Source organism: Patiriisocius sp. Uisw_017, assembly GCF_047731265.1.
GTDB lineage: Bacteria > Bacteroidota > Bacteroidia > Flavobacteriales > Flavobacteriaceae > Patiriisocius.
This window is the reverse complement of sequence record NZ_CP159835.1, coordinates 2,911,315-2,933,744: the sequence shown is the minus strand read 5'-3', so window position 1 is coordinate 2,933,744 and position 22,430 is coordinate 2,911,315. Positions and strand designations below refer to the sequence as shown.

Sequence of the window (22,430 nt, the reverse complement as noted above, 5' to 3'; positions counted from 1 at the left end):
AAGGCGTAAATATAACAACATATTTTGCATTACACCAAAATATTGCTTAACTTTTCTTAAATAAATTATAAAGTTTATAGATGGACCATTGATTTTACCGGGTTTAAAACTTTTAAATATAATATATTTTAATACATATCATAATTCTTGCTACGCTACAAATAGGAATTTCTGTATCCTAAAATATGATGTTATAGTTTTAAAAAGCTATTCAAGTAATAGTATCTTTGTGTAGCAAAATTCAAAAAAATCTTCATTGAAAACCAAAGCTATACCCAAAAACAAAGACATTATAATAAAAGGAGCTAAACTTCACAATCTCAAAAATATTGATGTTGTCATTCCACGTAACAAACTAGTTGTAATAACGGGTCTATCTGGTAGCGGAAAATCTAGTTTGGCCTTTGACACGCTATATGCTGAAGGTCAAAGAAGATATGTAGAAAGTCTTTCTTCGTATGCGCGACAATTTTTAGGCCGTCTAAATAAACCAAAAGTAGATAGTATCAAAGGGATCTCTCCTGCTATCGCTATTGAGCAAAAAGTAAATTCAACAAATCCTCGTTCGACCGTTGGCACTTCTACTGAAATATACGACTATCTAAAACTACTCTACACGCGCATTGGCAGAACATACTCTCCAAAGAGCGGAAAAGAAGTCAAGAAGGACACCATTACAGATGTAGTATGTTTTATCAAAAAATATACTGAAGGGACAAAATTATTGTTGCTAACTCCTATCTTATTAGAAGAAGGACGCACCATGGACAACAAACTTGCAGCATTAGCGCAACAAGGTTTTGCTCGTGTTAAAATAAATGAGGAGGTACTTAGAATTGATGAATTAAAAGATAAATCATTTCCCAAAGTGATGGAACTGGTTATAGATAGAGTAATTACTAAAAACGATGAAGACTTTTATAATAGATTGGCAGATGCTGTTCAAATAGCGTTCTATGAGGGAAAAGGAAATCTCGTTATAGAAGAGTTAACTACCGGTACAAAAAACGCACGAACTGAGTTTAACAATCGTTTCGAACGCGATGGGGTATCTTTTATGGAACCCAACGTACACCTTTTTAGTTTCAACAATCCCTTTGGTGCTTGTCCAACTTGCGAGGGGTATGGTGACGTTATTGGTGTTGACGAAGACCTTGTTATTCCAAATACAGCACTTTCAGTATATGAAAATGCTATTTTTCCTTGGCGGGGAGATAGTATGGGTTGGTATCGCGATCAGCTCATAAATAGTGCTTACAAGTTTGATTTCCCTATTCACAAACCTTGGTTTGAGCTTACCGAAGCACAAAAACAATTGGTTTGGCAAGGCAACAAGTATTTTGAAGGCTTAAACAGCTTTTTTAAATTCCTAGAATCTAAAAGCTATAAAATTCAAAATAGAGTCATGCTATCCCGCTATCGTGGCAAAACAAAATGCAGTACCTGTGGCGGTAAAAGATTGCGTCCAGAAGCTGCTTATGTAAAAGTGGGTAAAACAGCCTTACAAGAATTAGTGACACTTCCTTTAGAGGAGCTTTCTATATTTTTTAAACAATTAGAATTAAACGACAACGACCAACAAATTTCGAAGCGATTAGTACTAGAAATAACAAATCGCATTTCTTTTCTGTTGAATGTAGGATTGGGCTATTTAACCTTAAACCGAAAAAGCAATAGTCTTTCTGGTGGAGAATCCCAACGTATTAATCTGGCCACCTCCTTAGGAAGTAGTCTTGTTGGTTCCATGTATATTCTTGATGAACCTAGCATTGGCTTGCATCCAAAAGACACTGAAAGACTCATACAAGTCTTAAAAGCGCTTAGAGACTTAGGAAATACCGTTATCGTTGTAGAACACGATGAAGATGTGATGAAAGCGGCAGATGAAATTATAGATATTGGTCCAGAAGCAGGAACCTTTGGCGGCGAAGTAGTAGCAACAGGAACATTTACTGAAATTTTAAAAAGCAATTCGCTTACCGCAAAGTATTTAAATGGAACCATGTTAATCGAAGTGCCAAAAAAACGCAGAACTCCTAAAGCGGCAATTTGTATAAAAGGAGCGAGACAACACAATCTCAAAAATATTGATGCAAGGTTCCCGGTAGGAGCTTTTACAGCAGTAACAGGAGTTTCAGGAAGTGGAAAGAGTACACTAGTAAAGAAAATTTTGTATCCGGCTTTACTTCGCGAAATTAGAGGCTATGGTGAAAAACCTGGACAATTCACTGCTATTGAAGGAGATTACAGTACTGTAAAAAACATTGAATTCATTGATCAAAACCCTATAGGAAGGTCCAGTCGTTCAAATCCTGTTACTTATATAAAAGCCTATGATGACATTCGTAACCTGTACGCAAAACAAAAATTAAGTATTATTCGTGGATATAAGCCCAAGCATTTTAGTTTTAACGTTGATGGAGGGCGTTGCGAAACTTGCAAAGGGGAAGGCGAAGTAACCATCGAAATGCAATTTATGGCAGACGTTCATTTAGAATGTGATATCTGCGGTGGAAAACGATTTAAAAAAGAAGTGCTCGAAGTAAAAGTAGCCGATAAAAATATTGATGATGTCTTAAAGTTAACGGTAGACGATGCTGTTTCTTTTTTTACTGAAATAGAAGAAAAACGAATCATAACAAAACTGCAGCCGCTAAAGGATGTTGGTTTGGGTTATGTACAGTTAGGACAAAGCTCTTCTACACTATCTGGTGGAGAAGCCCAACGAATAAAGCTCGCCTCGTTTTTAGTAAAAGGAACTACAAAAGATAAAACACTTTTCATTTTTGATGAACCAACTACAGGCTTACACTTTCACGATATTAAAAAGTTACTGGCCTCTTTTTATGCCTTATTAGATAAAGGCCATACTTTAATAGTAGTCGAGCATAATATAGATTTAATAAAATGTGCAGATCACATCATAGACTTAGGTCTTGAAGGAGGAAATAAAGGTGGCGAAGTAATAATACAAGGCACTCCGGAAGAAGTAGCCAAAAACACCAAGTCTGTTACCGCTAAATATTTAAAAGAAAAGCTATAAATTCGAATAACACACTGAAAATAATAGATTTAACTTTGTTAAAATAGAAGATTTGAGATATTAAAACTTTATTTGAGAGTGATTTTTTATGATACTTATTTGGAAATAAAGTTATTATTAAGTCGTGGTGTTTTAGGAAACAATCTTTTCCAACAGCGTCTACACAATGAAAAATTAAATATTCATTATATTTTTAATGCCAAACTTTAGAGGTTCTGCAAAGGATCTACCACCATATGATAATGAATGGCATTTGCACAAATTAGTTTTAGATGGATCGGAATTTCCAGCGCCTTTTAATAATGAAGTAACTGATATTTCACTACAAATAGGTTAATAGTATCCAAAGAAACGCTTGCAAAGTTCGGTTTGCAACAATTTCTAGTGTTGATATAATAAACAAAATTTTCACAGCTGAATCGTGGGAAAGTTAATGGAATGCCTTGATCCTATCAATAATGATTGTGAAAATATTTACTTTAAAACATTTTGGAGTATGCAATTATTAGGATAAGTATTTACTTATTCGATTGTCACTATGTCTAATAACACAAAAACCTTATTAATAGTAACCCGAAATGGTGACCAAGCCATTTAATAGTGACCAAATTTTAACTGTAGATTCATTTACTTTGGAATAAGTTACTTTCTATCCAAGTCCTTCAGATGGGAAAGTGTATTTTACAGATATGCCATATTGGAATGTTATAAGAGCATTTGACATTTCTTGAAAAGAGTTAATATCTCACACAAGACAAAATATAACCAACCCTATCCACCTTAGTGGGTGTTAAAGGTATTTATTTTATAACCATAGAAAGGGAAACAAGGTCAAGGGTTGTTGAAAGAGTTATTGAAACATAACATTCTTTATTTTAGTAAAACAGCTCATTACTTATCATTGTTTTTTACCTCAGTATTTTATTTTGGCATAGATATTGGTATCTATTAAAAAGTGATACAGGTTTAAATAGTCACTTTAAGATTTTTTTTGGTTGGTTAGTTTTTAAGACCCGTTCGTTCAACTTTGAATTAACGGGTTTTAATTTTTTAGCGGTAATATACAGCTAAGCCAAAATACTTGTTTATTAATAATTTGACCCTAATAATATAATAGCCTTCTAAAGTTCAGTCCGCTATTAATATTTGTATTTATCCGATTTCTTTTTATTCTTCAAAATATTAATTACCAATTCATGAATGCTATTTAATTGAAAAACAATTACTTAATAGTTTGGCATAGTGTGTGATATTTATAGACTGTACGACGCTCATTAAAGTAATTTAGCAAGTACACCTAAATTTTTTAATTATGAAAAATTTCAAAACACTCTTGTTCAGTTTACTATTATTAGGAATTGCAACACACACTACAAAGGCAGCTACTATTCCAGCAGATGCAAACATAAATCGTTATAATGGCAATGCTTATATTTTTGTTGAAGGTGGTGTGGAATTTTCGGTTTTCCCAGATGGTCAGTTTGATTTTATATACTTAGGGCCTCAACAAGGCTCTGAAGTTATCATCTCAACGCCAAATGTAGATATGAGTTTTAATTCAGGATATGATTATGAAGCTTTTGTACAATATGATGATTATGGTGCGGTGGTTCAAGTAGAACAAGTTCCTATTTTTTATGACGAATTTGGTCGTATCGTGCAAGCAGGTACTGTAGATATTAGCTATAGAAATCGTCGTTTAGTTCGTGTTGGTGGATTAAATATTCATTATAACAACTTTGGTCATTTTGGCTATGCTACTGGTTTTATCAATCCGTTTAACCGTTTTTATGTATTCCGCCCTTGGCACGTGTTTTATGTATCACCAATTTTTGCGAGCTGTGTAGTTTGGGACAATCCATACCGTCGTTATTATACGCCATTTAGATATAGTTACTATAGCCATGTTGAATTTTACAATAACCGTTATATAAGACCTTATAATAATGGTAGACGCTATTTTCACAGACCTGGTAGTAGGGTTCATTACAGAGATGGAAGAACCACTGTAAATAGAAACTTTAATCCAGAACGCAGAAACACAATGGTTTCTAACCACGGTCGAAGTGATAGAGCTTTAGCTCGCGTAAACAATAGTCAAAGAACAGAGGCTAATAACAGAAGTCGTGTTTCTAATGCAAATAGCGCTAGCAAACTCGTTAAGGGTAATTCTAGAACATCGAATGCTCGTGGTATCGCTAAAACAAATAGCATCACAAGAGGAATTGCTAAAAATACCCGCACTACTTCTGAAGTTTCAAAAGGAACTATTAACAATAATCGAGGTATTGCAAAAAATAGAGCCACAAGTTCGAGTGGAGTTACAACAACAAAAAAGAGTAACTCAAGAGGAAATAGCCGTGGTATTGCTGTAAACAATAGACCTTCTTCTGAAAAGAGAACAACAGTGTCTAGCAGAACACCACAACGTCAATCAAAGGCTCGCGGCATTTCTAAAACCAGATCACAAAGTGCTTTTCAAGATACAAGAGGTTTTTATAAACAAGCAGCAAAAAGAACTTCTAACACTAAAAGTTCTAAAGGCGCTAGTGCTAAAAAATCAAGTTCAAGATCTGAATCTTCCAAAGCAAATCGCGGCGGAAGCTCAAAAAGCACTTCTAGGAAAAGAAGCGGATTATAAATAAAAATTTAGAAAGTACTAATAATTTTTTTAGTTGGTTAGTTTGAATCCTCTGTTAAGACATCTCGTCTTGCAGGGGTTTTCTTAATTTATAATGATTAAGTGATTTATAAATTCCGAAAAATGACTTCAGATAGCTCTTTCGTCAATGACTTTCTACTATATTTTGATATCCCTTTAGATGCAACTTCCAATGTTCCAGATTTATAACTTTTGTAGTGCTGTAGTATCACATCTCTTATTTTTCCTTCAAGAGTAATTGGGATATAATCTCCGGTATTAGTTTCAGTAAGAATGGCTTCTATATCACTTCCGTCAGGTCCTAAAGCAAGAATAGGCCTCTTTGCTTTTAGGTATTCAAATAGTTTTCCAGGTATAATAGCGCGCGTTTCTGGTCTGTCAATTTCTAAAAGCAACAATACTTGTGCATTATGTTGAAGCTGTATTGCTTCTTGGTGGTTTACGTAGCCTTTCATCTCTAGATTTTCAGTAAGATCTATTTCTTTTATGTTTTTAATAACCACTTCACTCACTGCTCCGGCAAAAATAATTTTTAAGTCGTTTTTAAATACTGCATTTTCAGCAACTAATTCAGAAAGTACCCTCCATAAAATTACTGGGTTTCGTTCGCTTAAAATAGAACCTGTATGCACTATTGTAAATTTTGTGTCCAATACTCTTTGAATCCCTTCTTTGGGTTCAAAACCATTTGTAATTACTGTAATTGGTTTATTAGTAATTGCTTTGAATTCAATTTTAGTGGAAGGACTTGTTACTATAATCTCATCAGCCTCATTTAAAACTATTCGTTCTAATCTCTTATGCCTTGCTTCAGATTTTTCAGAAAGCTTTAACGAAGAGTGATAATGAATCGTTGTCCAAGGGTCTCTAAAATCTGCAATCCAGGGGATGGTATGTTTCTCTTTTACACCCAACCCAATTAAATGCAAACTATGCGGAGGGCCTGAAGAAATTATCACATCGATTTTATTATGTTCCAGATAGTTTGTTAAGAATTTTATAGCAGGCTTTACCCAACCTATTCGAGCATCTGGAATAAAAAAATTACCTCGGATGTACAATAGTATTTTTTCAATTATTGAAGATTTTTTATTCGAAATGATGCCACTACTTATTCGTTTTGTCTTTTTTGAAGAAAGTAACTTAGCAAAGCGATATGGTTCTTTAATAGGGAGTTTTAAAATAGTGAGGTCTAAAGGAACTTCATTCACAATGTCATTATCAATAATAGGATATTCGGGATTCTCAGGAACAAAAAGAATAGGCTCCACACCAAACTCTCGTAGATAAGCAGCAAACTTAAGCCATCGCTGTACGCCAGGTCCGCCCGCAGGGGGCCAATAATAACAGATGATGAGTACTTTTTTCATCTATTTTTAATCTTGGGGGGGGTCAGTATTTCGTTTTCGGTACTCGATAAATAAACCGCCAATAAATAAAAGTCCTAACAATATTCCGCTTCCTAGCATAATACTACTACCAGTTTTAACTACCTGTGGTTCAAATTTAAATTCAATTTTTGAAAAACCTTTAGGAACGGTAATCGCCCTTAATAAGTAATTTACTCTAAGGTAATCTGTTCGCTCACCATCCACATAAGCGTTCCAGCCATCTTTATAATATGTCTCTGAAAACACAGCTAGTTGAGGCGATTTTGTCGCGGCCTCATACACTAAGTGATTTGGTTTTTCAGAAGTTAATTCAATAGTAGCAGTTGAATCTCTTTCAATTTTATCAGTAGGAATTTCATTTACAAATTCTTTATGGATCACTACTACATTCTTAGTATCCAAACTATCTAATAATAGTAGTTCTTCTGTAGTATTTTCAGCTAAAACAACGTCCTTTACAAACCAGGCATTGCCATTTGCATAGGGGTTTCTCTGCGGGGTAACTCCCCCACTCTTTCCTCGAACTAAAATGTAACGAACATTCATCATGTTAAGAACTCCAATATCCCCATTGTCTATATAAAAATCTGCTATATCCTGCAATCTTCCCGGTTTTGCTGCATGGTAACCACCCAAAGAATTATGGAAATAACTTGCTTGGGCACTGTTTAAAAAGTTATTGCTCGCATCATACACGCGAAACCTGTCTTCATCCTTTTTAATTTGAGTATCTGCAAGAGATTCTGTAAAAGGTTGTTCCATTACGCTAGCATTTACAAAATCGTCATTATTAACATAACGCCTATCAACACTAATTAAATCAACTAGTATAAGAACGGCCAAAGAACCTATAACAAATGTTTCTTTGAACTTATCTTTAAGAAATAACCAAAGTAAACCAGCACTCAATACAATAAAAGCAAGCGTCCTTAATGCATCTGAAGTTAATACTGTAGCCCTGTCTTCTCGCACTGCATCCATAAAAGGAGCACCAAGTGCTTCAATAATATCTCCATCATAAGGACTTACAAAACTGAATAAACTACTTTTAAACAGCATAAGTAGTACTGTTAATCCTCCTGTAATCCCTGTAGCGTACAGCAATGCTTTCTTTCTCTTTTCAGATGAAACAAAATCATATAAAAATTTATGTAGTCCAACAATAGCAAGTATTGGCAGTACCAATTCGATAATAACCTGAATCGATGAAACTGCCCTAAACTTATTGTATAAAGGGACAAAATCAATAAAAAACGTAGTTAAAAAATTGAAATTCTTACCCCACGATAAAAATAGACTCAATATAAAGGCTGAAAGGATCCACCATTTTAATTTACCTCTCACCAAAAATAAGGCAAGGACCGCTAAAAATATTACGATTGCCCCAACATATGCCGGCGCTGCAACAATGGGTTGATCCCCCCAGTATAAAGGTATTTGAGTGAGTGTTTCTTTTGCTTGTTGTGACGACGCTCCCATTTTTAACAACGCTTCTTCTGTAGCGCTATCTTCAGGAAACGCTTCACTGGTTCCTCCTCCCATAAATCGTGGGATAAACAGGTTTAGACTTTCTAATTTTCCGTAGCTATAGGTGGTAATATAGTCATAATCTAAGCCTTCGCTATTTCCATTTGGAGCGCCGTTTGGTGTTATACTAAGCTCACTTTTACCTCTCGTAGAAGTGTCTGCATATTCTTTAGTGGCCATCAAATTTGCAGCATTAAGACCTAATGCAATCATAACCGCTCCCAGTAATATTAAGCATGCTTTGAAATAATGAGGTAGTATTTTTTTTCTATAGGCATCTACTAAGTAGGCAATACCAATACAAATTACCAAGAACATTAAATAATAGGTCATCTGGAAGTGATTGGCCACTAATTCTAAACCCATTGCTAATGCTGTAAGTAAAAAACCCCATAAATAATTCCCTCTAAACGTAAGGATTACTCCGCTTAATACTAATGGCATGTATGCAATGGCGTGTGCTTTTGCATTGTGTCCAACCCCAAGTATTATAATCAAATAGGTGGAAAAACCAAAAGCCAAGGCTCCTAAAAATGCAAGTTTATAATCTAATTTTAAGACTAAAAATAAGATGTATATTCCAATAAAATATAGGAAAAGATAATCTGCTGGTCTCGGAAGAAAACGAATTGTTTCATCCAATTTTTTTATAATATCAAACGGGTAACGAGCTCCCAACTGGTATGTTGGCATTCCTCCAAAAGCGCTATCGGTCCAATAGGTTTCTTCACCATCGGTTTCTCTAAAATCTCGTAATTCTTTTGCCATCCCGTTGTGCTGGGCGATGTCACTTTGAAAAATAGTTTTGCCTTGAAGTACTGGACTAAAATATCCAACGGCGATTATAATGAATAGAAGGATGACAATTAAATGCGGCAGTATTTTTTTTATAGAAAAGTGCATAGACGAACCTGAAGTTTGAATGGTATAAAATAATGGTATTCTTATCAGTATTTAAATCCTAATTAGAATAGCTAATATCCAACGAAAATACAATTATTTAAAATATTTGAGCGCGAGAAGCAGTAATAAAGAAAACTAGTCAAGTTCTTCAAAATCAATATACTCTCCTACTTCATTTGAAGATTTTTTTTGTTTTGGAACTTTCTCGATGGTAATTTCACCTTCCGCCTTAGCAGGTGGTTGTTTATTGTTATTCTCAAAAGCTTGCTCAAATTTTTGACCTGCTTTCGTTTGTATGTACTTCATTAGGTATGGAGAAGCCAATCTGAAAATAAACTTTAGTCCATAATAGACTAATAGGATAATTAATATCGTTTTAATAAAAGCCATTGGAATAAATTCTAAATTCAAAAATACACATAGCACCATAAAAAGCGAGGTTCTTACTATTAAATAAATGATAATTCTTATATCTTTGAATTAAACCAGTATCTATGAAATCTAACATATTTTATTTACTCGCTTGCGGTTTATTAGCTCCTTTTTTTGTGACTGCTCAATATACCGAAACTATTAACAACAACAGGCCGGGTGGTTCTCAAGGGGCTTTCTCAGTAGGTAAAAATGTGCTTCAATTTGAAGGAGGTTTTGGTTTAGGAAAAGAAGATCATAGATTATTAGAGACAGAAACGTCTGCCTTTGCAGTTGATTATGCGGTACGATTTGGTTTTTGGAAAGAAGAGCTTGAAGTTAGCTTAATTGGAGAATATCAAAGTAACCAAGTAACAGATACCCGTGGAGTTGTTCCTTCTGAATTTACTCAAAGCAATTTTAGAAGCAATACCATTGGGGCTAAATATCTTTTTTATGACCCCTATCGAAAAAGAGAACTCGAGGCACCGAATTTATATAGTTGGAAAGCAAATAATACGTTTCAATGGAGAGATTTGATTCCTGCTTTGTCTGCTTATGTGGGTGTAAATTTTGATGCAGCAGAAAATCCTTTTACTTTAGAAGATGCATTTACGATTAGTCCAAAAATTGTCTTAGCCACTCAGAATAATTTTAAGAGCGGTTTTGTTTTAGTAACTAACATTAATGCCGATAGATTGGGAACAGATGCTCCCAGTTATGGATATATCGTAACATTAACCAAGACATTGACAGATTGGTTTTCTATTTTTGTTGAAAATCAAGGGATTGAAAGTGACTTTTATGCAGATCAATTATTACGTGGTGGGGTTGCAATGCTTGTCACAAAAGATTGGCAGATTGACGCATCTGTACTCTATAGTTTAAAAGATACTCCATCTAGAGTCTATGGACGAATAGGAGTTTCTTATAGACTTGACTTTCATAGCGAGGATGAATTTATCGAAGAAAAAGGCAAAGCAGGCAGGGATAAACGTAAGGAAGAGCAGAATAAAAAAGAGATAAGAAAAGATGGATTAGAAGATGACGGCGAAGAAAATATTTAATACAAAGATTAGCATATTAGCTATATGATTACCATAAAAGAAGTAAGCAACAAAAAAGAACTACTGCAATTTGTAAAGTTTCCTTTTAAACTTTATAAAGATTGCAAGTATTGGGTTCCTCCACTTATCAAAGATGAGATGGAAACCTTAGATCGTGATGAAAACCCAGTTTTTAAAAACGCAGAAGCCTCTTATTTCCTAGCATACAAAAATGGGCAAATTGTTGGAAGAATCGCTGTGATTATAAACTCCTTAGAAATTGAAGAACTTAATAAAAAGAAAGTTCGTTTTGGGTGGTTGGACATGATTGATGATTTAGATATTACACAAGCCTTACTGGCCAAAGCATACGAAATTGGTAATGCAAATTCCTTAGAATATATTGAAGGACCTGTTGGCTTTAGTAATATGGAAAAAGCAGGGATTCTTACCCAAGGGTTTGATGAGCTAAATACTATGATTACTTGGTACCAATTTCCTTATTATGCGGAACATTTGAAAAAATTAGATTTTAAAAAACAAGCAACTTGGGTAGAATATAGATTGAGCATACCAAATTCTATAAAAGAGAAGGTGGCTAAATTTTCTGGTATTATTAAAAAGCGCTACGAACTTGAAGTCATTACTTTTAAAAACAAAGCCGAAATTCTTCCCTATGTGGATACTATGTTTGAATTACTGAACAAAACCTATAATACCTTACAAACATTTGTTCCCGTTCAACAATATCAAATTGAATATTATAAGGAAAAATATTTCACTTTCATACAACCAGATTATATTACCTGCATAAAAGATAAAAATGAAAACTTAATCGCTTTTTCAATTGTAATGCCATCTTTTAGTAAAGCTCTAAAAAAGGCGAATGGTTCCATATTCCCGTTTGGATGGTATCATTTATGGCAAGCGCAGCGCAAAAATGATCGCGCGGCATTTTATCTAATTGGGATAGATCCAGAATATCAAGGAAAAGGGGTTACAGCAATTATTTTTGAAGAGATGCAATACCTTTTCAACTCCAAAGGAATTCACACAGTCGAAACCAATCCTGAACTTATCGAAAACACTGCGGTACAGTTGCTATGGAAGGATTATAGTCCAGTGCAGCATAAAGAGCGCAGTACTTTTAGAAAAGATTTATAAAAAAGTCCAATCAAATGATTGGACTTTTTTTATTCTTTTTTATTTATTACTATTCTCCAAAAGCTGCTGCTACAGAGGCAGAAAGCCTTTTATAAGTGCCATTCTCTAAACGTTTTCTAATAGAAGAAAAGGCTTCTAATGTTTCATTTATATCTTCCATCGTATGGGTTGCTGTTGGAATCATACGCAGTAAAATAAGTCCTTTCGGTATTACAGGATATACTACGATAGAGGTAAAGACTCCGTGGTTTTCACGTAAGTCTTTTACTAATGCCATAGCTTCTGGCACAGAACCCTTAAGATAAACCGGTGTAACACAACTTTGAGTAGTGCCCAAATCAAATCCTCGTTCCCTTAGACCTCCTTGTAATGCAAGTACATTTTCCCAAAGTTTGTCTTTAAACGCTGTGCTAGATCGCATTAGATCTAAACGTTTTAATGCGCCTACAACCAACTGCATTTGCAAGGACTTTGCAAACATTTGGGAGCGTAAATTATATTTCAAATAATTTATTACTTCCTCATCAGCTGCAATAAACGCCCCTGTACTTGCCATCGACTTTGCAAAAGTAGCAAAATACACATCTATATCATCTTGAACTCCTTGCTCTTCTCCTGCTCCTGCTCCTGTTTTACCAAGCGTACCAAAGCCATGAGCATCATCAACAAAAAGTCTAAAGTTAAATTTCTTCTTAAGCGCTACAATTTCTTTTAATCTACCTTGTTCACCTCGCATTCCAAAAACACCTTCAGAAATTAATAAAATTCCTCCTCCAGTTTTTTCTGCCATTTTAGTGGCTCTATTTAGATTTTTCTCGATACTTTCCAGGTCATTATGCTTGTAAGTAAAGCGCTGACCCATATGCAGTCGTACACCATCTATAATACACGCATGCGCATCAACATCATATACAATTACATCATCTTTTGACACCAAAGCATCGATGGTAGAAACTATTCCTTGGTATCCGAAGTTTAACAAATATGCTGCTTCTTTATTTACAAATGACGCTAGTTCATTCTGTAATTGTTCATGCAAACTTGTATGTCCACTCATCATTCTTGCTCCCATTGGGTATGCAGAACCGTATTCTGCAGCAGCTTCTGCATCTACTTTACGAACTTCTGGATGGTTTGCTAAACCTAAATAATCGTTTACACTCCAAGTAATAACCTCTTTCCCATTAAATTTCATACGGTTAGATATAGGTCCTTCTAACTTTGGAAACACAAAATATCCTTCTGCAACTTCTGCCCATTTACCTAACGGTCCTTTATCTTTATATATCTTATTGAATAAATCTTTCATCTATAAATGGTTTCAGAATTAGGTACAAAATTAATCAATTTAAATGTCTCTACATAAAAATTAATTGCAGACTGTATTGTGAATTATAATAGTTGATGTGTAAAATGTATGTGTATTAGAAATTAAAGGACTAGAAAAAATCGTAACTGATTATTTTTAAGCAAGTTAAATTTATAAACTTTATTTTATATAAGAGATAGCATTGGTTTCGTTATTTACAGAATCAAAGAAACCTTGTTGTTGCATCCAATCATCACTATATATTTTGCTCATATACCGTGACCCGTGGTCTGGAAAAATGACTACTACATTACTGTCTTTATCAAAAACTCCTTCTTCGCTAAGTTGTTTTATTCCCTGCATAGCCGCACCACTTGTATACCCAACGAACAAACCTTCAGTCTTTGCTATTTCTCTTGCTGTGTGTGCACTACTTTCATCTGTGACCTTGATAAAGGAATCTATTATTCCGAAGTCAGTAGCAGACGGGATTAAGTTCTTTCCTAATCCTTCTATTCTATATGGATAAATCTCGTCTTTATGAAATGCTCCTGTTTCATGAAACTTTTGTAAAACGGAACCAAAGGCGTCAATACCTATTATTTTAATATTTGGATTTTGTTCTTTCAAATAACGACCGATACCAGAAATAGTTCCTCCTGTTCCGCTGCAAGCTACAAGATGTGTAATTTGCCCATTGGTTTGATTCCAAATTTCAGGCCCTGTTGATAGATAGTGAGCATCAATATTTAATTCATTAAAATATTGATTTATATATACAGATCCTTTTGTTTCACTATGCAGTCTTTTAGCGACCTCATAATAACTACGAGGATCATCTGCACTAACATGCGCCGGGCAAACATATACCTCAGCACCCATCGTACGAAGCATATTTATTTTGTCTTTTGAAGACTTTGAACTTACCGCTAACTTACATTTGTAACCCTTTACGATACTTACCATTGCGATACTAAAACCAGTATTTCCACTTGTCGTCTCGATAATTGTATCTCCAGGTGTTAGGATTCCCTTATTTTCAGCTTCTTCAATTATATAAAGAGCAATACGGTCTTTAGAGGAGTGACCAGGATTAAATGCTTCTACTTTTGCATAAAAATTTCCTTCAAAACCATCAACAATCTTGTTGAGTTTAAATAAAGGTGTATTGCCTATTAAGGAAAGAACATTATTGTGTGCTTGTATTTTTTGTTTCATAGAGGAATTTTCATTGCGAAAAACTTGTATTGAAATTTTTCTTAAAAACGATACAAATGTACAATTTAATTAATTATTTATGAATTCCTTCTAAATCAAGAATGAATGTGTAATCTTTAGCTACTTCTTTCAATGCTTCAAATCTCCCTGAAGCACCACCGTGACCAGCATCCATATTCGTGTCAAGGAATAATTGATTGTTATTAGTTTTCATCTCTCGTAACCTAGCCACCCATTTTGCTGGCTCAAAATACTGCACTTGACTATCGTGCAAGCCTGTGGTTACAAACATATTAGGGTAATTTTGAGCTTTAACGTTATCATAAGGAGAATATGACTTCATATACTTATAATAAACAGAATCATTTGGGTTTCCCCACTCATCGTATTCCCCTGTAGTAAGCGGAATCGAATCATCTAACATAGTAGTAACAACATCTACAAAAGGCACTGCAGCAATAACCCCATTGTACAATTCTGGTGCCATATTAACAACTGCTCCCATAAGTAAGCCTCCTGCACTTCCACCTTGAGCATAAAGATGTTCTGGTGAAGTATATTTTTGTTCAATTACATATTTAGAAGCGTCTACAAAGTCTGTAAATGTATTTTTCTTTTTTAGCAATTTACCATCTTCATACCAAGCGCGTCCCAGGTATTGACCACCGCGAATATGAGCAATGCCATAAACAAATCCTCGGTCTAACAAACTAAGTCTTGCAGTTGAAAAATAAGGATCTATCGTTGCTCCATAAGAACCGTACGCGTACATAAGAAATGGATTGTTACCATCTAATTTAGTACCCTTTTTATATACAATCGAAATTGGAATTTTTGTCCCATCTGTTGCAGGAGCCCATATACGCTTTGATTCGTAATTATTCTTATCAAATTTTCCTCCTAATACTTCTGTTTCTTTCAATACCGTCTTTTCCTTTGTTCTCATATTGAAATCTATAGAAGAAGAAGGTGTAGTCATTGAAGAATAGCCATATCGCAAAATTTCAGAATCAAAATCAGGGTTTGTACTAGAGCCAGTCGTATAAGTTTCATTGTCAAAAGGAAGGTAATAATCAGCTTTTCCATCCCATCTTTTGACATTTAATTTATTGAGACCATTATCGCGCTCTTCAACTACTAAATAGTCTTTGAATATTTCAATATCCTCTAGGAAAACATCTTTCCTGTGCGGTATAACATCTACCCAATTTTCTTTGGGAGTTTTATTTTCTGGCGTTTTCATTAACTTGAAATTGGTAGCACCGTCTTTATTTGTTACTATATAAAAATCTTCTTTATAATGATCTATGGAATACTCTAAGCCTCTTGTGCGTGGCTGGATTACGCGAAACGCTCCTTTAGGATCATCTGCATTAAGTACTCGGAATTCTGAAGTTAATGTACTATAACATCCAATAACAACGTATTTTTTAGACTTTGATTTGTAAACATATGTCCCAAAAGCCTCATCTTTTTCTGTGAATATATTTACATCTGTACTTGTAGGTGTTCCTAAAGTGTGTCTGTGAATAGCATTTGATCTTAAGGTTTGTGGGTCTTTTTTAGTATAGAACAAAGTTGTATTGTCGTTTGCCCAAGTGGCACCACCTGTGGTTAAAGGAATTACATCAGATAACAATTCTCCTGTAACAAGGTTTTTAATATAAATAGTGTATTTACGCCTACTGAGCGTATCAACTCCAAACGCAACCATGGTATTATCTGGACTCACATTTATACTGTTGAGATTGTAATAAGAATGACCTTCTGCCATTTTGTTTACATCAAATAACAACTCTTCATTTGCATCTAAGGATTCTTTTTTACGAGTATAAATAGGATAATCTTTTCCTGTTTCATATCTCGTTATATAATAATACCCGTTTAATTTATAGGGTACAGACTCATCATCTTCCTTAATACGCCCCTTTAACTCCTCAAACAATTGTTCTTGAAATTCGGTAGTATGTGCCGTCATTTTTTGATAATAATCATTCTCACGCTCCAAATAATCAATAACTTCAGCGTTTTCTTTGTCATTGAGCCAATAGTAACTATCGTTCCGAACATCTCCATGTTTTTCTAAGTTTTTGGAAATTTTTTCAGCTTTAGGTTGTGGAATGTTTGGCATATTTTGTTCTTCTGAAAGTTTATCATTACAAGAAGTTGCAAAGGTAAGTGTCGCAAGACAAAAGGCAATATAATAGCGCATAAAAAAGATATTAATTTTAGCACAAAATACTAAATTTCGAGCGAATTAAAAATCAAAAAATCATGTTTGGATAACTTATAGGAATGATGGGTAAACTTAAAGAAACCCACCAAAAAGGAGGAAACACATAAAAGTGCTTAGGTACTGGGCAAATTAGTGAAACAAGTTCAATTAACTGGCTAAAAGTTATGCTCAAAGCAAACCAAATTATAAAGCCAATCGACATTGATGACGAACTACTTTCTGATAAAGAACAATTAAAAGACTATTTTAAAGTAACAATAAATAAAGCAATTGAAAAAGCTACCATTATTAATAAAACTGAAATTGCTGCTCATGCGAAGAACGGAATACCAAATATACCTGCAATTGATGGTACGTTTAAGTAGTGCTCGAATTATAAACAAACAAAACCGCCGAAGTATTTTACTTCGGCGGTTTTGTCCAGGCGTATTGTTTCTTTTGTTTAGAAATATATTTATCTATAAAAGTAAAATGGTGTAAGATATCTTTATAAATACTATAAGAGCTGTATCCCGATAATTTACCCATCTCATTCCCGTTTTTATTAAGCATTACCAATTTCGGGAATGTTTTACTTTTATTATATTTTTCTATTAATTACCATTCTACTTCTTTCCAAGTTGTAAGTTCACCTTTAGATTGCAAAACTTCCTTAGTTACAGTTCTAGACTCTGAAGAAACTGGTGATTCAGAAACGTTAGCATCAGAAGATAATTTAATCACTTTTAACGTTCTCATTTAGTTAGGAGTCTCAATAGCCCTTGTTGTAATGGCTATCGCCATTAATCGCTTAGAGAATGTCATAGACTGATATGGAATATTAATAGTATTAAATGTTTCGTTGGTATAAATCGTTCTCTGAACAGTTTCTGTTATAGCTGGAATTTCGATACGTTCTTTAGTAGGAGGTGTTATCATAACTCTTTTAGACATTGTTTTTCTCACTTCTGGCACCTCTATAACTCTAGTTGAAGGAGGAGTAATCATTACTGTAGTCTTGATTACTTTAGTTTCTTTAGGAATATCAATGGTTTTTGTAGAAGCGGGACGAACGACGATTGTTCTTGTACATGAGTCCATTCCACAAGGCCCCCCGTTTGCATTAGGATCACAATCTGGAATTTTCACGAATGAAGCATCGCTTGATAAACGTTGCACAGGGACAGTAGTAAACTCTGCAGAAATCCCTTTACATCAACAATATCTACAATCGTTAGGTTCACTTAACTGAAATTCTCCTGCTGGAGTATCACTCATTTGTCATTTAGCCTTAGCTGGCTTAATTTCAACAGTTTCATAATCATCTGAAAAACTAGCGGACGTTACAATAACTGAAGATTTAAATTCTCTTTTTTTGCACGTAAGCGCTTCTGTACTAAATTCTGCTGGAATAACTTCTAAAGGCTGAGAAGGCTCTTTAACCGTTATGATTACATCTCTATTTTCATAAACAGCTGGAATGGTCTCTAGACTTTGGTAAGCGGGTTGTGTTAAAACCTCAAGCGTTTTGTTCTCATAAACACCAGGAATAATTATTAAGCTATGACTTGCATCAGAAACTAGTACTGTTTCGGATACCCTCGAAACTAAACCTTTTATAACTTAAAATACGCAAAACACGCTTAAAACTCGTTCAGGTTATTGTTTTTCGACAAATAACCAAGATACCGCGACAAAATGCGGTTATTAAATTAAAAATGAAATTGATTATCTACAAATTATTCGACCATTACCAAAAATGTAATCATAATTCACAGAAATTTAAGCTTCTAAAACTTATACGATTTTAGCACTTCTAAAAGAAACAAATGCATAACATCGGTATAGTCCAAATGTGTTACAATTCTTAATTTCCCCTCACCCATAGAACTTATACGAATATTATTATCAGTTAAGTCGTTCATAAAAGTAGCTTCTGAAATCCCTTCTTTTAAATAAAAAATAACAATGTTAGTTTCAGTAGGTTCTACCTTCTTAATAAATGCAAGACTTTTTAGAGCGTCTGCAATTTCTCTGGCCTTTTGATGATCTTGTTGAAGCCTTTCCACATTATTTTCTAAGGCATACAGACCAGCAGCAGCCATAAAACCTATTTGACGCATTCCTCCTCCTAAAACTTTCCTAACGCGAATCGCATTTTTCATAAGTTTATGAGTTCCTAAAAGGACGGTCCCAAGGGGCGTACCCAAACCTTTACTTAAACAAACTGAAATAGTATCAAGTACCTTCCCATAATCCTTAGGGTTTTGCTTTTTTGCAACAATCGCATTCATAAGTCGAGCTCCATCTAAATGTAATCCCAGACCATTTGAATCACAAACTTCTTTGATTTTCAAAATTTCATTAAAATCATAACAAGCTCCTCCTCCCTTGTTTGTTGTATTTTCCAAACAAACTAGCGATGTTAATGGACTGTGATAAAAATCTGGAGGATTTATATTTTTAACTACTTGATCTGCAGTAATTATGCCTCGATCACCATCAATAAGTTTACAAGAAACACCACTATTAAAAGAGACTCCTCCCCCTTCATAATTATATACGTGTGCCCATTTATCACAAATTAATTGTTCTCCAGGTTGTGTATGCAATTTTATTGCTGCTTGATTCGCCATACTACCAGTAGGAAAGAAAAGTGCAGCTTCCATACCAAAAAGCTGGCATAATCTCTCTTCCAATGCATTAACAGTTGGGTCTTCTTTGTACACATCATCTCCTGTTTCTGCGCTCATTATGGCATCCATCATTCCCGCAGAGGGTTTGGTAACGGTATCGCTTCTTAAATCTATAATCAATTGGAAAAAATTTAACTGTTAGGATATTTAATTATACATTGGAAAGATCCAATGGGACTTCCATCAGGAATGGTAGGCACAGATAGTGCCTTAAATTTCTTCGGAAAGTTTTCAAAAATACTAATTTCTTTGTTCAAATATCGATTGAATACACTGTCATCTTGTTTCAATTTTTCTGAAATATTTTTGAGTGCATTCAGAGCAATTGCTTTGCTCTGCGGAATACTATTTTCACTAACTATCACATTCATTAGATGTTGTAAAACATTAAACTGAACACTGCGTTGAATTTCAGCTTGATAATCACTTTGTTTAGAATTTTTAAAAGTGACCGAAATTAATTCACCTAAAACCGAATCAAACCCCAATGCCTTGCTATCCATTGCCTTTTGCTGAACCAATCTATTCGCTCGCTCTGGGTTCAATACTAACTTTAAGGTCATATCACTAGCAGTTGCTGCAGCACCTAATGCGTCAAAGGCAACGCCCATATCGCTTTTAAAACTTTCTCTGCTGCGCCCATACCCATATGCACGAGGCGGAAAAAGCTCCAATAATTTTTCTGGAATTGCGAGTGCTTCTGGACTAATGGTTTTTAAAACAGCGGTAAGCGCTTTCTCTTGTTCTTTCTTCGGAAGTGTTTTTTTAATGGATTGCCCGTCTCCTTTAACCGCATAGTTATAATCCATTCCTCCTATTAGCTTAACAGCAGCTTCTGTTTGAAAACGATGATAAAAATAAAGCGGCACGAATACGTCTTCTAATACGGTATAAGGTTCTCCTCTTCTAATGTTGTCTTTAGAAAAATTAGACATAGCAACTTTACGCAATTCCATCATTGCAATTAATTCTTCAGCAGCATTGGCGCCATTATCCCATAAATGAGCAGTAGCGTGCGCACCACTTTGTGCTCTTGCATCGCTATCACTTATATAACGCAGTCCTTTCTTCTTAGCATTCTCTAAAACAGTATTTAAAAAAGCTGTTTCTGATACATTTCCAGAAGCTTCTCCATAGGAATAATTCACCGATACTTTGTCCCAATCCCCTATTCCATTAGCATATGCATTCGAAAAGTCTACTTCGCCGTTTAACAATGTAAGCGTTGGATGAGGATAATCCATAACACTTTTTCTACCATTTGCGCTGGCTGCAAAATTGTGTGCAAATCCTAAAGTATGCCCTACTTCGTGTGCAGAAAGTTGGCGTATTCGTGCCAATGCCATTTCTAACATAGGCTGGTAATTATCATCTCGCGCTGCAAACGGTTTGTTCATCAAAGCCTGTGCAATCATAAAATCTTGACGAATTCTTAAACTCCCCAAGCTCACATGCCCTTTGATAATTTCGCCAGTGCGCGGATCGATAACACTACCTCCATAGCTCCAACCTCGAGTGCTGCGGTGCACCCATTGGATTACATTATAGCGCACATCCATAGGATCTGCATCCTCAGGGAGCATTTTAACTTGAAATGCATTGCTATACCCTATCATCTCAAAAGCTTGGTTCCACCAAGATGCTCCATCTAAAAGAGCTGATCTAACAGGTTCCGGAGTACCAAGATCGAGATAGTAAACAATAGGCTTTTTTGCTTCGGAAATTATTGCAGATGGATTTAGTTTATTCAATCGATGCCTTGTAATAAATCGTTTTTTAATAGGTTCCCAAATAGGAGTACTATAATCCAAATAATCAATACTGAAACTCCCACTACGAGGATCAAAAACACGAGGAACATATGCTGAATCTGGAAGCTGAACAAAACTATGATGTTGAATGACTGAAAGTGATTTAGAATCTGGTGCAACACTTTTAATATTGTCACCCGTAGCCGCTCCTTTAAATGTTAGCAATGCTTCAAACTCACAATTTTTGGGGAAGGCTTTCGTACGTTCCATCCATACCGTACTGCGAGTTTTGTCATATTTATAGGTTCCCTCCTTTTGTTTTTTTAATCTGGATGCGACTCCGTGAGCATCTTCCATTAAAAATGGGGTAAAGTCAATAATATAGACTGTTTCAGAACTTTCTTTAATTTCAAAACCAAAAAGTACCGAGCTTGCAAATGCTTCAGAAATAGATTTTTTCTCCGCTTGGTTATCAGTATTTGCTCTGTATTTTAAATTGGGTTGTTGCAATAATAACTTGTTTCCACTTTTTATAAATTTTACAACCGCTTGGTCTCCCAACTGTCCTCTATCCAATCCAATATCATTAGATCCCAAACCCGTTCTTAAGGAATGAACATATAAAAATTCAGTATCAATTTTAGACTTTGGGACTTCGAGATAGATTTCTCCTTCAATCTCAGAATAATGGAAGTTATAAAAGCCATTGAACTTTTGTAAATCTTTTTTTCCTTCGAGGAATTGCGCTTGGGCTGTAATTCCGAAGAGAAAACATACAAAACCGAGAATAAAACATTTGAACATATTTGTAAATTTTGAAGCCCTTAAAAATACACAAAACCGTTTAAATGTAAATTAGCTATCTTAAAAAAACCATAAACTCAAGTAAATCTCTTTTAGCTTGTCTTCTTGTTTCTGAATTTATGGAGTATTTTTACAATTGACGATTTAATTGTTATAAACGATATGAATAAACTATTCGACCGCATTTCGCTCCAGATGTTTTGACAATAATTCATCAGCGGATAGATTTAAACTTTTAAACAAATAGTGGAAGTCTTTTGTAGACAAAAAATACGGATCAATGAGTCTCT

General features: G+C 34.7%; 16 protein-coding genes. 6 read left to right on the top strand and 10 right to left on the bottom strand.

The window, feature by feature from the left end; all coding sequences use genetic code 11:
* Nucleotides 1–256: 256 nt before the first annotated feature.
* From uvrA to ABXT67_RS13230, 3 genes are all read left to right on the top strand, one after another.
* The gene (gene uvrA / locus ABXT67_RS13240) at nt 257–3,043 is read left to right on the top strand and encodes an excinuclease ABC subunit UvrA (protein ID WP_415374518.1); all 2,787 of its coding nucleotides are present in this window, start codon (nt 257–259) and stop codon (nt 3,041–3,043) included.
* A 196-nt stretch (nt 3,044–3,239) separates the two neighbouring features.
* Entirely contained in the window at nt 3,240–3,380 is a 141-nt protein-coding gene (locus ABXT67_RS13235) for a hypothetical protein (protein ID WP_415374517.1), read from the top strand.
* Nucleotides 3,381–4,355: 975 nt separating this feature from the next.
* On the top strand, nt 4,356–5,684 hold the full coding sequence (locus ABXT67_RS13230) for a hypothetical protein (RefSeq protein WP_415374516.1): 1,329 nt from the start codon (nt 4,356–4,358) through the stop codon (nt 5,682–5,684).
* A gap of 107 nt (nt 5,685–5,791) precedes the next feature.
* Here ABXT67_RS13230 and ABXT67_RS13225 read toward each other — a convergent pair whose 3' ends face one another.
* From ABXT67_RS13225 to ABXT67_RS13215, 3 genes are all read right to left on the bottom strand, one after another.
* Nucleotides 5,792–7,075 (bottom strand): glycosyltransferase family 4 protein, encoded by a 1,284-nt coding sequence (locus ABXT67_RS13225; RefSeq protein ID WP_415374515.1) that lies wholly within the window; start codon nt 7,073–7,075, stop codon nt 5,792–5,794.
* 6 nt (nt 7,076–7,081) lie between these two features.
* Nucleotides 7,082–9,526, bottom strand: coding sequence for a YfhO family protein (locus ABXT67_RS13220; protein ID WP_415374514.1), 2,445 nt, complete (start codon nt 9,524–9,526; stop codon nt 7,082–7,084).
* Nucleotides 9,527–9,661: 135 nt separating this feature from the next.
* Nucleotides 9,662–9,916 carry a DUF4834 family protein gene (locus ABXT67_RS13215; RefSeq protein WP_415374513.1) on the bottom strand — a complete coding sequence of 85 codons (255 nt, stop codon included), beginning with the start codon at nt 9,914–9,916 and terminating at the stop codon, nt 9,662–9,664.
* Nucleotides 9,917–10,020: 104 nt separating this feature from the next.
* On the opposite strand from ABXT67_RS13215, the gene ABXT67_RS13210 reads away from it, so the two are divergent.
* Both ABXT67_RS13210 and ABXT67_RS13205 read left to right on the top strand, forming a co-directional pair.
* The gene (locus ABXT67_RS13210) at nt 10,021–11,004 is read left to right on the top strand and encodes a transporter (protein ID WP_415374512.1); all 984 of its coding nucleotides are present in this window, start codon (nt 10,021–10,023) and stop codon (nt 11,002–11,004) included.
* 24 nt (nt 11,005–11,028) lie between these two features.
* Complete coding sequence (locus ABXT67_RS13205; protein WP_415374511.1) at nt 11,029–12,147, top strand: GTP cyclohydrolase; 1,119 nt, start codon at nt 11,029–11,031, stop codon at nt 12,145–12,147.
* A 49-nt stretch (nt 12,148–12,196) separates the two neighbouring features.
* On the opposite strand, the gene ABXT67_RS13200 is transcribed toward ABXT67_RS13205, so the two are convergent.
* The 3 genes from ABXT67_RS13200 to ABXT67_RS13190 form a co-directional block, all read right to left on the bottom strand.
* On the bottom strand, nt 12,197–13,456 hold the full coding sequence (locus tag ABXT67_RS13200; RefSeq protein WP_415374510.1) for an aminotransferase class I/II-fold pyridoxal phosphate-dependent enzyme: 1,260 nt from the start codon (nt 13,454–13,456) through the stop codon (nt 12,197–12,199).
* Nucleotides 13,457–13,636: 180 nt separating this feature from the next.
* A complete protein-coding gene (locus ABXT67_RS13195; RefSeq protein ID WP_415374509.1) occupies nt 13,637–14,674 on the bottom strand; it encodes a PLP-dependent cysteine synthase family protein in 1,038 nt (345 codons plus the stop codon).
* A 73-nt stretch (nt 14,675–14,747) separates the two neighbouring features.
* The gene (locus tag ABXT67_RS13190) at nt 14,748–16,886 is read right to left on the bottom strand and encodes a S9 family peptidase (RefSeq protein ID WP_415374508.1); all 2,139 of its coding nucleotides are present in this window, start codon (nt 16,884–16,886) and stop codon (nt 14,748–14,750) included.
* A gap of 152 nt (nt 16,887–17,038) precedes the next feature.
* On the opposite strand from ABXT67_RS13190, the gene ABXT67_RS13185 reads away from it, so the two are divergent.
* Nucleotides 17,039–17,275 carry a YbaB/EbfC family nucleoid-associated protein gene (locus ABXT67_RS13185; RefSeq protein WP_415376995.1) on the top strand — a complete coding sequence of 79 codons (237 nt, stop codon included), beginning with the start codon at nt 17,039–17,041 and terminating at the stop codon, nt 17,273–17,275.
* Nucleotides 17,276–17,507: 232 nt separating this feature from the next.
* Here ABXT67_RS13185 and ABXT67_RS13180 read toward each other — a convergent pair whose 3' ends face one another.
* The 4 genes from ABXT67_RS13180 to ABXT67_RS13165 form a co-directional block, all read right to left on the bottom strand.
* Nucleotides 17,508–17,648, bottom strand: coding sequence for a hypothetical protein (locus ABXT67_RS13180; protein WP_415374507.1), 141 nt, complete (start codon nt 17,646–17,648; stop codon nt 17,508–17,510).
* A complete protein-coding gene (locus ABXT67_RS13175; protein ID WP_415374506.1) occupies nt 17,649–18,068 on the bottom strand; it encodes a hypothetical protein in 420 nt (139 codons plus the stop codon).
* Nucleotides 18,069–18,679: 611 nt separating this feature from the next.
* Nucleotides 18,680–19,705 carry a threonine aldolase family protein gene (locus tag ABXT67_RS13170; RefSeq protein WP_415374505.1) on the bottom strand — a complete coding sequence of 342 codons (1,026 nt, stop codon included), beginning with the start codon at nt 19,703–19,705 and terminating at the stop codon, nt 18,680–18,682.
* An 11-nt stretch (nt 19,706–19,716) separates the two neighbouring features.
* Nucleotides 19,717–22,140 carry a zinc-dependent metalloprotease gene (locus ABXT67_RS13165; protein ID WP_415374504.1) on the bottom strand — a complete coding sequence of 808 codons (2,424 nt, stop codon included), beginning with the start codon at nt 22,138–22,140 and terminating at the stop codon, nt 19,717–19,719.
* Nucleotides 22,141–22,430 lie beyond the last annotated feature (290 nt).

Excerpts from the sequence above, each read along its gene's own strand:
- ABXT67_RS13235 (WP_415374517.1), top strand. The coding sequence starts at position 3,240 with ATGCCAAACTTTAGAGGTTCTGCAAAGGATCTACCACCATATGATAAT.
- ABXT67_RS13230 (WP_415374516.1), top strand. The coding sequence starts at position 4,356 with ATGAAAAATTTCAAAACACTCTTGTTCAGTTTACTATTATTAGGAATT.
- ABXT67_RS13225 (WP_415374515.1), bottom strand. The coding sequence starts at position 7,075 with ATGAAAAAAGTACTCATCATCTGTTATTATTGGCCCCCTGCGGGCGGA.
- ABXT67_RS13220 (WP_415374514.1), bottom strand. The coding sequence starts at position 9,526 with ATGCACTTTTCTATAAAAAAAATACTGCCGCATTTAATTGTCATCCTT.
- ABXT67_RS13215 (WP_415374513.1), bottom strand. The coding sequence starts at position 9,916 with ATGGCTTTTATTAAAACGATATTAATTATCCTATTAGTCTATTATGGA.
- ABXT67_RS13210 (WP_415374512.1), top strand. The coding sequence starts at position 10,021 with ATGAAATCTAACATATTTTATTTACTCGCTTGCGGTTTATTAGCTCCT.
- ABXT67_RS13205 (WP_415374511.1), top strand. The coding sequence starts at position 11,029 with ATGATTACCATAAAAGAAGTAAGCAACAAAAAAGAACTACTGCAATTT.
- ABXT67_RS13200 (WP_415374510.1), bottom strand. The coding sequence starts at position 13,456 with ATGAAAGATTTATTCAATAAGATATATAAAGATAAAGGACCGTTAGGT.
- ABXT67_RS13195 (WP_415374509.1), bottom strand. The coding sequence starts at position 14,674 with ATGAAACAAAAAATACAAGCACACAATAATGTTCTTTCCTTAATAGGC.
- ABXT67_RS13190 (WP_415374508.1), bottom strand. The coding sequence starts at position 16,886 with ATGCGCTATTATATTGCCTTTTGTCTTGCGACACTTACCTTTGCAACT.
- ABXT67_RS13180 (WP_415374507.1), bottom strand. The coding sequence starts at position 17,648 with ATGAGAACGTTAAAAGTGATTAAATTATCTTCTGATGCTAACGTTTCT.
- ABXT67_RS13165 (WP_415374504.1), bottom strand. The coding sequence starts at position 22,140 with ATGTTCAAATGTTTTATTCTCGGTTTTGTATGTTTTCTCTTCGGAATT.